This window comes from Endozoicomonas sp. ALD040 (genome assembly GCF_049275945.1).
Classification (GTDB): domain Bacteria; phylum Pseudomonadota; class Gammaproteobacteria; order Pseudomonadales; family Endozoicomonadaceae; genus Endozoicomonas_A.
Window position 1 is genome coordinate 1,889,649 of record NZ_CP184829.1, and the last position, 12,558, is coordinate 1,902,206.

The 12,558-nt window shown below is 47.6% G+C and carries 10 protein-coding genes; 2 read left to right on the forward strand and 8 right to left on the reverse strand.

Annotated elements, in window-relative coordinates; translation table 11 throughout:
• Nucleotide 1 precedes the first annotated feature (1 nt).
• The 3 genes from metW to ACOJUN_RS06240 all read right to left on the reverse strand — a co-directional run bounded on the left by metW (nucleotide 2) and on the right by ACOJUN_RS06240 (nucleotide 2,239).
• The gene (gene metW, locus ACOJUN_RS06230) at nucleotides 2-604 is read right to left on the reverse strand and encodes a methionine biosynthesis protein MetW (protein WP_422135798.1); all 603 of its coding nucleotides are present in this window, start codon (nucleotides 602-604) and stop codon (nucleotides 2-4) included.
• A complete protein-coding gene (metX, locus tag ACOJUN_RS06235; RefSeq protein WP_422135799.1) occupies nucleotides 601-1,758 on the reverse strand; it encodes a homoserine O-succinyltransferase MetX in 1,158 nt (385 codons plus the stop codon). Before metX ends, metW begins: the two co-directional genes overlap by 4 nt.
• 253 nt (nucleotides 1,759-2,011) lie before the next feature.
• Nucleotides 2,012-2,239, reverse strand: a complete 228-nt coding sequence (locus tag ACOJUN_RS06240; RefSeq protein WP_317144591.1) for a hypothetical protein — start codon at nucleotides 2,237-2,239, stop codon at nucleotides 2,012-2,014.
• 533 nt (nucleotides 2,240-2,772) lie between these two features.
• Between ACOJUN_RS06240 and ACOJUN_RS06245 the strand changes: the two genes are divergently transcribed.
• On the forward strand, nucleotides 2,773-3,006 hold the full coding sequence (locus ACOJUN_RS06245; RefSeq protein ID WP_317144590.1) for a cell division protein ZapB: 234 nt from the start codon (nucleotides 2,773-2,775) through the stop codon (nucleotides 3,004-3,006).
• 173 nt (nucleotides 3,007-3,179) lie between these two features.
• On the opposite strand, the gene ACOJUN_RS06250 is transcribed toward ACOJUN_RS06245, so the two are convergent.
• Together ACOJUN_RS06250 and ACOJUN_RS06255 are read right to left on the reverse strand one after the other, a co-directional pair.
• Nucleotides 3,180-5,081, reverse strand: coding sequence for an ATP-binding cassette domain-containing protein (locus ACOJUN_RS06250; RefSeq protein WP_422135800.1), 1,902 nt, complete (start codon nucleotides 5,079-5,081; stop codon nucleotides 3,180-3,182).
• A 267-nt stretch (nucleotides 5,082-5,348) separates the two neighbouring features.
• Entirely contained in the window at nucleotides 5,349-5,819 is a 471-nt protein-coding gene (locus ACOJUN_RS06255) for a hypothetical protein (protein WP_422135801.1), read from the reverse strand.
• Between the two features lie 422 nt (nucleotides 5,820-6,241).
• On the opposite strand from ACOJUN_RS06255, the gene ACOJUN_RS06260 reads away from it, so the two are divergent.
• A complete protein-coding gene (locus ACOJUN_RS06260) occupies nucleotides 6,242-6,949 on the forward strand; it encodes an FKBP-type peptidyl-prolyl cis-trans isomerase (RefSeq protein WP_422135802.1) in 708 nt (235 codons plus the stop codon).
• A gap of 69 nt (nucleotides 6,950-7,018) precedes the next feature.
• Here the strand turns inward: ACOJUN_RS06260 and rsd are convergent, their stop codons facing one another.
• From rsd to ACOJUN_RS06275, 3 genes are all read right to left on the reverse strand, one after another.
• Nucleotides 7,019-7,489: a sigma D regulator gene (gene rsd / locus ACOJUN_RS06265; RefSeq protein ID WP_422135803.1), complete on the reverse strand. Its 471-nt coding sequence runs from the start codon at nucleotides 7,487-7,489 to the stop codon at nucleotides 7,019-7,021.
• Between the two features lie 713 nt (nucleotides 7,490-8,202).
• Entirely contained in the window at nucleotides 8,203-9,777 is a 1,575-nt protein-coding gene (gene gshA / locus ACOJUN_RS06270) for a glutamate--cysteine ligase (protein ID WP_422135804.1), read from the reverse strand.
• Nucleotides 9,778-9,987: 210 nt separating this feature from the next.
• On the reverse strand, nucleotides 9,988-12,324 hold the full coding sequence (locus ACOJUN_RS06275; protein WP_422135805.1) for a Tex family protein: 2,337 nt from the start codon (nucleotides 12,322-12,324) through the stop codon (nucleotides 9,988-9,990).
• Between the last annotated feature and the right edge of the window lie 234 nt (nucleotides 12,325-12,558).

Sequence of the window (12,558 nt, forward strand, 5' to 3'; positions counted from 1 at the left end):
TTCACTCTCCTCGAGTCAGATGATAGATAGCCACTTCTCCCATCAGATTGGGCAGCAGGCGGGTTCTCCAGCCTCCCCTGTTGGCGCTATCGGTTACCATACGATTGATGATCTTCAGCTTTTTCTGACGACAAAGATCTTCAAAATCCTTAAACGTGCAAAAGTGTATATTAGGCGTGTCATACCAGGTATAAGGCATAAATTTGGATACCGGCATTCTGCCCTTGGTAGCCAGATGCCAGCGGCAACGCCAGTGACCAAAGTTCGGGAAGGTGACAATGCATTCCCGACCCACTCTAAGCATTTCATCCAGTGCCAGATGAGGAAACTGCAGAGCCTGCAGAGCTTGAGTCATCACCACGGTATCAAAGCTTTGATCGCCAAAATTGCCCAAACCCTGGTCAATGTTTTGCTCAAGAACATTGACGCCGTTTTGAATACAATTCTGGATATTCTGTGGATTAATCTCCAGTCCATAACCCCTGACCTGCTTGTTTCTCCCCAGATCCGCCAGCAGAGCCCCCTCACCACAGGCCAGATCAAGAATCCGACTGCCCTGGCCAATCCAGTCACTGATGATGGCAAAATCAACACGGGTACTCATACGGCAGTCTCCTTGCATTCGTCAGCGACTCGTTTCATATAGCCTGAAACGGCATTCACGTATCGGGGAATGTTCATCAGGAAAGCATCATGGCCCTGGGGGGCATCCACTTCCAGGTAAGAAACCTGCTTGCCCGCCTTGAGAAGCGCATCGGTGATCTCTCTGGAACGCTCCGGGGAGAATCGCCAGTCGGTAGTGAATGAAACCAGCAAAAAGCGTGCTTTAGCCGGAGACAAAGCCTGTGCAAGATCATCATTAAACTTCCGGGCCGGATCAAAATAATCCAGAGCCCGGGTCATCAACAGATAGGTGTTGGCATCAAAGCTGCCAGAGAAATTTTCTCCCTGATAGCGAAGATAACTCTCTACCTGGAACTGAACACCATAGTCGAAACTGTACTCTTCATTCTTGAGTTCACGCCCAAACTTTTGTCCCATGGCGTCATCCGACAGGTAGGTAATGTGGCCTACCATCCTGGCCAGTCCCAGTCCGTTCTTGGGCAGGGTTCCTTCTTCAAGATATTGGCCATCCCGAAAGTTTTCATCGGAGCGAATGGCCTGACGAGCCACTTCATTAAAAGCAATATTCTGTGCCGACAGTTTCGGTGCAGAAGCAATAACAACAGCATGACGCAGTCGTTCAGGATAAGCCGTAGACCAGTAAAGCGTCTGCATACCGCCAAGGCTGCCACCCACAACGGCAGCCCATTGTCGAATACCCAGATGATCTGCCAGTCTGGCCTGACTCTCGACCCAGTCTTCTACGGTTACTATGGGAAAATCAGAGCCGTAAAGTTTGCCGGTTTGCGGGTTGATACTGGTTGGGCCTGTACTGCCATGACAGCCCCCGAGATTGTTCAGACTGACAACAAAGAAATGCCGGGTATCCAGAGGCTTACCCGGTCCAACAAAGTTATCCCACCAGCCAGGCTTGCGATCTTCCATGCTGTGGTAACCGGCTGCATGATGATGGCCACTGAGCGCATGGCAGATCAAAATACCATTACTCTTTTCGGTATTCAGCTCACCGTAGGTTTCAATTACCAGGTCATATTCGTTCAGGGTCTGGCCACAACTTAACTGAAGGGGCTGATCAAAATGAACCGTTTCGGGTTCGACCAGGCCCACCGAGTCAGGGGGAATAGTTTCTGGCATAGTTACTTATCTATCACTTGTTACCGTGAAACACTTTCCAGCACATCAAGTGATGAAAAACGGTTCTTTTGCTCATGGTGCTTTTTGCGAATTGTCCTCAGGTACGCACGAACATCAGACTGACCTCAGTCAGCCCGGAAGCACGATCTGCATTTACATTCGCAGCTGGGAAGTGTATCTATTTGGTGGGTAGTTGTCAGTACGCAAGCCCGGTATCACAAGAGTCAGTTCAACCTGAAAATACTCATTGCCGTCATCGAGTGAGCAGAAAGCAGCGATCCAGGGCCAATTCCGTCAAAGCCAGCAGATGACTCAGAAAAACACCTTCTACCTGACGTGAAGAAAAGTAAAGATGCTGATCATGAATGTATTCGTCAACACTCTGATTACAGGTCAGGGAGATGTAAAAGGCCCTCATGGCCTCGTCTTCGACATTGAGAACAGAGACAATGGTTGCGTCAGGTAGTGCAGTTTCGCTCATGCAAAACTCCTTGAGGCATCTCACCTCATCGCACAGGACCCACTTGGCTGTCCTGTGCAACTCTGAAAAGCATCAAAATTTCTAACTGGCGTCATTAAAACTCCACCGGACCACGCCAAGGTCTCAATTACCGCGAACACGTCCCTGCTGTCCCGACTTTAGAGGCTGTCGCAAAAGCCTCTTTGGAAAAGAATTTGAAGAGACGATTGGTATGTCGGTAGCAGACTGCCCGGGCATTATAAAATGATCGTCGTTTTTAAAGCATTTCAGAAGCGATAGATTCAATTCAGAACAGAGTCATAAACATTCCCCTATCACTCGCAATCTTTTGTAATTACTTCGCAAGTATAGCCTGCATATAAGTAACTTATCTGAACTTAGCCAGAAGTATGTGCTATCGTAGAGCCAGTGCAAAAACCACCCTTAACTTGCACAGGTGCCTGCCGGACTGCTGCTTAAAGAACAGGCTGGCGGCTGTTGGTTACAGACAAGCTGATTTCGTCCGAACTATTCCTGGTGAAAAAGTAACAATTATGTCCATTGAATCCTTAGGCCAACTTGAAAACAAACTTCAGAACCTGATCGACAAACTTGAACTCACTCGAATGGAGCTAGAGGAATTGCGTTCAACCAATACCCGTCTGGAAGATGAAAACACTCATCTCAAACAGGAACTGAGCTCCTGGAGCGAAAGGGTGGGTAGTTTGCTGGGCAAACTGGACAGTGTATCCGACGAAGCTGAAGAAGTGGCATACGAGCAAGCATAATAAGGTCATACTTCAGATTCATGACCCGCTTTTCCGGAATGGAGTCCCTGCCCATTTTGCGCCAGGCAAAAAGGGTTGCGAGAAAGACTACGATCGATCTCTGAAAACTCCTACTCCTCTGTATGATATTCCCTGATTATGCCGCCTGATGATTATCAGGCGGCAAAAGATGCCTACTCACTTTCCATTGCTTCCAGTTGCTCCAGCGTTTCCATCCAATCTTCTTCGATTTGTGCAATCGTTTTTTTGTATTGAGCCTGCTGATCCAACAAAGATTTCAAACGCTCTTTTTCTGAACTTTCATAGAGTTCCGGACTGGCCAGTTCAGACTCCAAATCCGCCAGCATAGATTGTTGCTTCTCCAGTTTTTGCTCCAGAAACTCCACTTTCTTTTTCAGCGGCCTGAGTTGTTTGCGACGTTCTGCCTCAAGACGCTTCTGCTCTTTGCGGGCTTGTGCAGAGTGCGCCAATTGAACCGTTTCAGAAAGGGTTTCTGATTTATCTTCTTGGCGCTGCTGAGTCAACCAGAGGCTGTAATCTTCCAGATCACCTTGAAAAGCTTCAACCCGGCCATCATGAACCAGAAAAAGATCATCTGTAGTACTGCGCAGGAGACTACGATCGTGCGACACCAGTATCACGGCTCCTTCGAACGTCTGTAGAGCCATAGTCAGGGCATGACGCATCTCAAGATCAAGATGGTTGGTCGGTTCATCAAGCAATAACAGGTTAGGCTTTTGCCAGGCTACTATTGCCAATGCCAGCCTCGCCTGTTCACCGCCAGAAAAGCCTGCAATCGTTTCCAGGGCCTTGTCACCATGAAAACCAAAGCCACCCAGAAAGTTTCTCAACTCTTGTTCCCGCGCCTCAGGCGACATTCGTTGTAAATGAAGCAATGGGCTGGCATCGGCATCCAGCTTTTCCAATTGATGCTGGGCGAAGTATCCCACTCTCAGGTGCTCTCCATCATGCCTCTGGCCAGCTACCAGGGGTAACTCTCCTGCCAGTGTCCTGATCAGGGTTGACTTACCCGCGCCATTAGCCCCCAACAAACCGATGCGACTGCCAGGCAGGATATTCATTTTCAGTTTGATAAGTGTGCTGCCTTCATAACCCAGTTCGGCTTTTTCCAGGGTCAACAGCGGTGAAGATATTTTTTCAGGATCAGGAAAGCTGAAGCTGAAAGGCGAATCGACATGAGCCGGTGCTATTTCTTCCAGCCTGGCCAGCGCTTTCAAGCGACTCTGTGCCTGTTTGGCCTTGGTCGCTTTGGCACGAAACCGTTCAACAAACTTCTCCATGTGAGCACGCTGCTTTTGTTGCTTTTCAAAAGCAGCCTGCTGTTGCTGAAGACGTTCAGAACGCATGCGTTCAAAAGCAGAATAATTGCCACGATAGGTATTCAGTTTCTGATGCTCGATATGAAGGGTGATATCAATCACTGCATCCAGAAAATCACGGTCGTGAGAGATAATAATCAGTGTGCCCTGATAACGTTTAAGGAAACTTTCCAGCCAGACAATGGCATCCAGGTCAAGGTGGTTGGTTGGCTCATCAAGGAACAGTAAGTCTGAAGGACACATGAGGGTACGAGCCAGATTCAATCTCATTCTCCAACCACCAGAGAAATCTTTTACGCTACGCTCAATTTGTTCATGGGAAAATCCAAGACCATGGAGCAATTGTTCAGCGCGAGAACGCGCCGTATAGCCATCTGCCTGAAGCAGCTTTTCGTGAAGTTCAGCAAGATTGCCGTGCTCTTCGTCTCGTTCGGCACGCTCAATGGCTTTTTCTATTTTCCGAAGTGTCTCATCTCCATCCAACACATAATCGACGGCTCTCTGGTCCAGAGCCAGAACCTCCTGAGCCATGTGAGCAATCCCGCGACCGGTGTCGATACTGACATCGCCCTTGTCCGCTTGCAGGTTTCCCATAATTAGGGCCAGCAGACTCGACTTGCCACACCCATTGGCTCCTACCAGCCCAACATGCTGGCCGTGATGAATTATTGCACTGGTTTCTTCCAGCAAAACCTTGCCAGAGCGCAATAAACTGACTGAGTTCAAATTAATCATGGCGCGCATTATAAACACTGTTTCACTGGCATTCCTACGGGAATATCAAACCACTGCGGATACAGGGATTTCTATACAACGAGACGTTAATATCATGCAGAGTGGTCAGGCAATTCGAGGTCAAAATTCGGGTCAGGTTATTTCCAAAAAAGTGGCAACGGAATCATTGCCACAAAGAAGTACTCGCAGACAGATGGCGAGAGGGAGAGAGATATTTAGAATTATTGCAGGAGAGGCTTCCCTCTCCTGCATATACCGCTGTAGCGATTAGCTCTTGGCTTTTTTCTTGGCTGGAGCCTTAACAGCGGTCTTGCGAGCTGGGGCTTTTTTCTTAACTACAGCCTTCTTGGCTGCTGCTTTACGAGCCGGTGCCTTTTTCTTAGCAACCGTTTTTTTGGCAGCTGCTTTACGAGCTGGGGCCTTTTTCTTGGCAGTGGTTTTTTTCGCTACCGTTTTCTTTTTAGCAGCAGCCTTTTTAGCCGGAGCTTTTTTCTTGGCGTCAGCTTTGGCTTTTGTCTTTGCTTTCTTCAAAGACTCCTTAGCCTTATCCAATTTCTTCTTGAGTGCTTCAATTTCTTTTTCCAGTTTCTTAACCGGATCTACCTTGCGAGTGGTTTTTTTCGCTGCAGTTTTTTTAACGACTGGTTTTTTAGCTGCTGGCTTTTTTGCCACAGTTTTTTTAGCGGCTGGTTTTTTTACAGCCTTCTTGGCGGCTGGTTTCCTTTTAGCTACAGGCATTTGGTCATCCCTCGTCATTGCCTTTAGAAGTACTTCTATATAAAAGCTGAATAATTTATATCCAGTTTTAATTAGAAAATAGAGTGCTTATCACACGACTGCAAATTTTTTTATGCATTTTTTTATATAAAATTATTTTTTTTCCTTCAAAAAAAACTTGTCGTCTTTCGTTTTATCATCGGCGAAAGTCATTTAACCCTTTAATTTAAGGCCTTTTTGTAAAAGTAATGTTCCATAACACTTGCTATCTCTCTGTGTTTGCAGAAAGATAGAGAAACACTTGTACCAAAAAAAAATCTGACCCTTCGTGAGTCGAGCTAACACAAATAGCCATGAGCCGGAAGTGCAGCTTGACCGGAACATGACAACAATAACTGCAAAGTCAGGAAGAGCTGCACTTTAAAAATAAATAGAGAAACTTCATGAGACTAAAAGTGCTTGCTGGCATCGCCCTGATGTCCTTTTCCCTGCAATCAGTTACTGCTCTGGAAACAGAGGCAGACAAACTCAGCTACAGTCTGGGTGCAATTTTAGCCGAGCAACTCAAACAGTTTGAGGGCATCAACGCGGACGCATTGTCCCGGGGAGTAGAGGATACTCTGGAGAACAAACCACTGGCTTTTGACAAGCAGGAAATGTTCAGGCTGATCGAAAAGGCTCGTAAGGATCAGGAGAAAAAGCGTCAGGCCCAACTGGCAGAGGAGGCAAAAAAGAACCTTGAAAGGGGTCAGACTTTCCTGAAAGATAACGCCAAAAAGTCAGGTATCAAAACACTGGCAAGTGGCCTTCAGTACAAAGTGATTAAGAACGGTCAAGGCATCAAACCAGCAGAGAACAGTGAAGTGACTGTCCATTACGAAGGACGCCTTCTGGATGGCAAAGTCTTTGATAGTTCTTACAGCAGAAACCAACCGGCAACGTTCAAACTGAATCAGGTCATCAAAGGCTGGACTGAAGGTCTGAAACAGATGCAGGAAGGTTCCGTCTGGGAGCTTTATATTCCTTCAGAGCTTGCATATGGTCCCGGAGGAATTCCCGGAAGGATTGGGCCTAATGAGGTGCTGATTTTTAAAGTTGAGTTGCTGAGTGTGAAAAAAGAATCGCAGGGAAAAGAAGAGAAAAAGAAGTAATCAGACCACCGCAGGTCGAGCAGTTTCCTTAATACTGCTGGCAGATATTCGGACTATCTGCCAGCGGTATTATTGCGAGGCAAGCAATTCTCTGTGGGATTCGTGAAGCACTTCAATCATCTGGTCTTCCAGAGAAAACCGTTCTTCTAAAGCTTCACCCAGTTCGGACAGGTGGGTCTGCAGCATAATGACACTGCTGAGGGACTCACAACCGTCATTAAAATCCAGACAAGCCTGCGTATTTTTTTCCAGTTTCGGCAAAATGGACTGTGCCATTTCTACTCCCCCATCGTCAAAATCAATACCTTCCTGAATCAGTTGTTCGTAAACTTCGAAATGACCCGCTGAAACATAATCAACCAGAATCTGGCACATTTCTTTCAGTTTGTTTGCAACAGGTCTTTTATCATCGTGAAATTGATTCACTCCATTGATTGAGCAGTAGAGAACGATCAGCGCTTGCCGCTCGTTTAGCCAGCGGTCAATGATTTCCGATACGCCACCCCAACGTTCTCTGGCCGTTTTGCACCCCTCCAGCATGACTATTCCTCTTCGTTTGGATCTCATCTACTTGAAACGGGATCACTTTCTCGCCCCTTGCAGCCTGTCGGACTTAAGCGTCCGTAGCGAGGATTGCAAGAAATTGAGGATAAAAATCTCTGTTTCTGAGGAGAATAGCGAGCTATTTGACGAAGAAACAGAGATTTTTAGACCAATTTATTGCAACCGCAGTAGGACAGTCTTAAGTCCGACAGGCTGCTTGGAAACGGCGACTCAGTTGCTAGGTTATGACAGTGGATTTTTTGCGGCAAGAGGTAATTTCAATTTACAGTCAATTTCGATCTTGATTATATTTGTACGATCGCACCAAAAGTCGTTTTTTTCAGGGTTTTTAGGGTTTTTTAATTCTATAAAAGATAAAAGGGCCTGCCTTGATTCAAAAAAATTATTTAATAAAGCAGTCAAAAAAATGGGATTCTGACTCCCGTTCGGTGAGTTCCAGAGCGATTCAAAAAACAGAGCTTGATCGATCGCGTAAATCAGCCATGAGCAGCTGAAACAGTTTTTTGTCTCCCTCACGGGTGAAAATTTTTTCACGGTAAAACAAAATAGAAGTAACCAGCAAAAAACAACTTTTACCTAGGTAAGAAAGCTTTTTCTGGTCAGAAAAAAGCCCTGTTCGTGAGAGAATATGATGGGATCTGATGGTCATTTGCTTACTCACCAGATCCGGTTTTTCAAAAAATTACGAATCATTCAGATTCAAAATAACGTTTCAGAAACTCATCAAAATGCGTCGTATCAGAAGCTTTCAATCGCTCCTGATGCTCCCTTGATTCGGCGGCTATGCGCCCAAAATACTCCAACCTTTCAGGCTGAATATTTTGCTGACTGAAATAGCGGGCGTGTGCTTCAGACTGCTTGAGCATCCAATCAATATAACTGTCTCCGCTGTTTTTCAGTGCCTGCAAGATTCTGGCTGAAGGTGTATTCTCAGCATTCAGCAGCTTCGCTCTCTGTTGAGCCAGAGATTCCGAGAAGAGATGAGACTCATTTGCCTTATCCAGCATCTGGGCAACGGGCACCATCATGTCGATTAAACACAATCCCCAGTCAGTCAGAGGGACCGGACCCTGCTCATCATTTAACTTCAGTCCGGGACGTCTTCCTTCTGAAACCGTCAGGGCAAAGTTCTCAGTCACCCTCTGACACTCTGCATGATCAATTTCAGGACTGTCTATCAATGCGACAAACACCAGGAACACATCCAGAAAAGCAGCATCAGCCGAAGACAAACCCAGTGGCTCCATGGGATTGATGTCCATGCAGCGCACTTCAATGTATTCAACACCATAGTTCGACAATGCGGTCAGAGGCTTCTCACCCCGTTTGGCAATTCGCTTGGGTCGAATGTTGCTGTAATATTCGTTCTCAATCTGGAGCAGGTTAGTATTCAGCTGTAGATAACGATCGCCATTTTTGAGTCCGATTTCTTCATAAGGCTGATAGGGCGTTTTAATGGCTTTAGCAAGACTGGAAACATACTCTCCCAGAGTGTTGTAACAAATACTCAAGGATGACTGGGCATTATTGGTATAGCCAAGATCACTCATTCTCAAAGAAGTTGCCCAGGGTAAATACAAGGTGTCTTCATCCAGCTGTGCCAGCGACTCGAAGGCTTTTTCCTGAGTAAAAAAACTCTTGCTGACAGCGGGCGAAGCGCCGAAAAGATACATCAGCAGCCAGGAATAACGACGAAAGTTTCTGATCATTGCCAAATAGGATTCTGACTGGAAATCTTCCAGAGAACGATCTGAAGATTCAGCATCAGACAACAACTGCCAGAATGATTCTGGCAAGGAAAAGTTATAATGAATGCCGGCAATAGTCTGCATCGCCTTGCCATATCGATGCGCCAGCCCTTCACGGTAGATCGTCTTCATTTTGCCTGAATTGGAGTCACCATAACGGGCAATAGGAATGCTCTGCTCACCTTCCAGCAGAGCTGGCATACTGCCCGCCCAGAGCAATTCACCATCAAGGTTTTTGCAGGTGTAGCTATGCAGCTCTTCCAGAAATTTCATAACATCTTCCACCTTGCAGTAGACCGGAGTGATGAACTCCAGCAAAGCTTCAGAGTAGTCAGTCGTAATATAGGGGTGCGTCAGGGTCTTACCCAGCACTTCCGGATGAGAAAACTGCGACAAACGTGCATCAGCCGATACCCGCAAGCCTTCACGTTCGATTCCGTGTTGTATACCACTGAGCAGGTTTTGGTTGGACGACTGCTGTAGTAGTTGCAGACGACACTCATACTGGCTAGTCAAAATACAATTCCAATCCAGATGCGTTTTTTCGAGATCAACACTCTGCCGTCCTCGCTAAGGGGTCGCCTAGGAGCCTGCGAGCATTGCAGAAGGCGGTAATCATTTCTTAGGGCGGACTATATAACGTTAGAATCGGCCTTGCACCCATCGAATGACCGCGAAACCTTCGAGACCTTGAGCAGCCTCCTGGGGGCTGCTCCTGTTGCCTATTTACTTTCTCAGCTTTTTAGCATTGGCAAAAAGGTCAGCAAAAGACCCGGCGGACTGCTCTTTTTTAGCCTGATGGTTGTTTCTTTTGCTACCACGACTCTGAGGCTTTGTGCCACCGGAACGTTCACCACGAGGTTGCCGACTGGCCTGAGTCACTTCTTCCGCCTTGTCATTCATGCGCATAGAGAGTCCAATGCGCTTGCGCTGGACGTCTACTTCCATGACTTTCACCTTGACGATATCACCGGCCTTAACCACTTCAGCGGGATCTTTTACAAACTTATCGGACAGCGCAGAAATATGAACCAGACCGTCCTGATGAACACCGACATCAACAAAGGCACCAAAGTTGGTTACATTGGTGACAACGCCTTCCAGCTCCATGTTCAGCTTCAGGTCACTGATTTTTTCAACGCCTTCCTGGAATTCTGGCGCCTTGAATTCCGGGCGGGGGTCACGTCCCGGCTTATCCAGTTCAGAAATAATGTCGGTCACGGTGGGCAGACCAAAGCTTTCATCCGTAAATGTTTTGGGATCCAGAGACCTCAGGAACAGGGAATCGCCAATCAGGCCATGCACTGCACGCTCAGACTGACGGGCAATCTTCTCCACAACAGGATAAGACTCAGGGTGAACCGCTGAAGCATCCAGTGGGTTTTCACCGTTCATGACGCGCAGGAAACCTGCTGCCTGTTCAAAGGCTTTGGGACCAAAACGACCCACTTTCTTGAGCGCTTCACGATCAGAAAACACACCGTTCTGGTCACGGAAAGCAACGATGTTATCTGCCAGTGTTCTGTTCAAACCGGACACACGAGTCAGCAAGGCACTGGAAGCTGTATTTACATCAACGCCGACAGCGTTTACACAGTCTTCAACGACTGCTTCCAGAGAGCGTGACAGCTGAGTCTGACTGACATCGTGCTGATACTGGCCCACACCAATCGCTTTAGGTTCAATCTTAACCAGCTCAGCCAGTGGGTCTTGCAGACGACGGGCAATAGATACTGCACCACGGATAGAAACATCCAGGTCAGGAAATTCACGAGCTGCCAGTTCAGAAGCAGAATAAACCGACGCCCCGGCTTCACTGACGACAATTTTCGTCAACCCCAGTTTTGGATAAGCTCTCATCAGCTCAGCAACGAGACGATCCGTTTCACGGGATGCTGTGCCGTTGCCAATACTGACCAGCTCAACACCGTGTGTCAGACAGAGAGTGGCCAGAGTTCCCAGAGCTTCTTTCCATTGGCGCTGAGGAGCATGAGGGAAGATAGTGGTGTGTTCTACCAGTTTGCCCGTAGCGTCGACGACAGCCACTTTGACACCCGTACGCAAACCCGGATCAAGACCCAGGGTTGGGCGCAGACCTGCAGGGGCTGCCAAAAGCAGATCTTTAAGGTTCTTGGCAAACACCTTGATCGCTTCTTCCTCTGCACTTTCACGGACACGGGTCATCAAGTCGGTTTCAAGCTGAGTAAGGAGCTTAACTCTCCAGGTCCAGCGCACGACATCTTTAAGCCACTTGTCAGCCGCTCTGCCCTGATCTGAAATATCCCAGTGATCAGCAATGACTTTTTCGCAGGGATGTGTTTCCAGGCGCGACTCAGGTTCATTCTCGAGACGAATGCCAGACTGGAGCACACCTTCATTGCGGCCACGAAAAATAGCCAGGGCGCGATGAGAAGGAACCTGTTTGATCGGCTCATCGTGCTCAAAGTAATCCCGGAATTTCGCTCCCTCTTCTTCCTTACCCTCAACACCACGGCTGGAAAGAACGCCCTGGCTCCATAGCATATCCCTGAGTTTACCCAGCAGCTCGGCGTCTTCACTGAACCTTTCCATTAGAATGTAGCGTGCGCCTTCCAGTGCCGCCTTGCTGTCAGCAACGCCTTTATCAGCATCTACGAAATCAGCGGCGGCTGCTTCCGGATCAGTATCCGGCTCGTTGAACAATCGATCAGCCAGTGGCTCCAGACCGGCTTCAATGGCGATCTGACCTTTAGTACGGCGCTTCGGTTTGTAAGGAAGATAAAGATCTTCAAGGCGGGTTTTAGTGTCCGCAGCACGAATATCCTTTTCCAGTTCAGGCGTCAGTTTTTCCTGATCCCGAATACTGTTCAGAACCGTTTCACGACGCTCCTCAAGCTCACGAAGATACCTCAGACGCTCTTCCAGCGTACGCAGTTGGGTATCATCAAGAGCACCAGTAGCCTCTTTACGGTAACGGGCAATAAAAGGGACTGTAGCGCCATCATCCAGCAGCGCAACAGCACTGGTGACCTGCGCAGGACGAACGTTCAGCTCTTCAGCAATACGCTGAAAGATGATCTCCATAAAACCCACTCAATTGTTAGCTTTGAATTTATCGAAAAGGCGAATTATAACGGATGGCAGCGAGTTGTCTTCCTTTCTGTGGACCTTCCTTGCTGTACAAAAGCTCCCGGCAAAAAACTGCCGGACAACTGCTCACCAAAGCACCTATTGAACGACAGTTTTTTACATCAGTCCAGCGGCAGGTCTTCAGCGTACAGGACCTTGCCTTCTTTGGTATCAGTAGACTTGCTGAAG

Coding starts and splice junctions, on each gene's coding strand:
- metW (WP_422135798.1), bottom strand. CDS start 604: ATGAGTACCCGTGTTGATTTTGCCATCATCAGTGACTGGATTGGCCAG.
- metX (WP_422135799.1), bottom strand. CDS start 1,758: ATGCCAGAAACTATTCCCCCTGACTCGGTGGGCCTGGTCGAACCCGAA.
- ACOJUN_RS06240 (WP_317144591.1), bottom strand. CDS start 2,239: ATGAGCGAAACTGCACTACCTGACGCAACCATTGTCTCTGTTCTCAAT.
- ACOJUN_RS06245 (WP_317144590.1), top strand. CDS start 2,773: ATGTCCATTGAATCCTTAGGCCAACTTGAAAACAAACTTCAGAACCTG.
- ACOJUN_RS06250 (WP_422135800.1), bottom strand. CDS start 5,081: ATGATTAATTTGAACTCAGTCAGTTTATTGCGCTCTGGCAAGGTTTTG.
- ACOJUN_RS06255 (WP_422135801.1), bottom strand. CDS start 5,819: ATGCCTGTAGCTAAAAGGAAACCAGCCGCCAAGAAGGCTGTAAAAAAA.
- ACOJUN_RS06260 (WP_422135802.1), top strand. CDS start 6,242: ATGAGACTAAAAGTGCTTGCTGGCATCGCCCTGATGTCCTTTTCCCTG.
- rsd (WP_422135803.1), bottom strand. CDS start 7,489: ATGCTGGAGGGGTGCAAAACGGCCAGAGAACGTTGGGGTGGCGTATCG.
- ACOJUN_RS06275 (WP_422135805.1), bottom strand. CDS start 12,324: ATGGAGATCATCTTTCAGCGTATTGCTGAAGAGCTGAACGTTCGTCCT.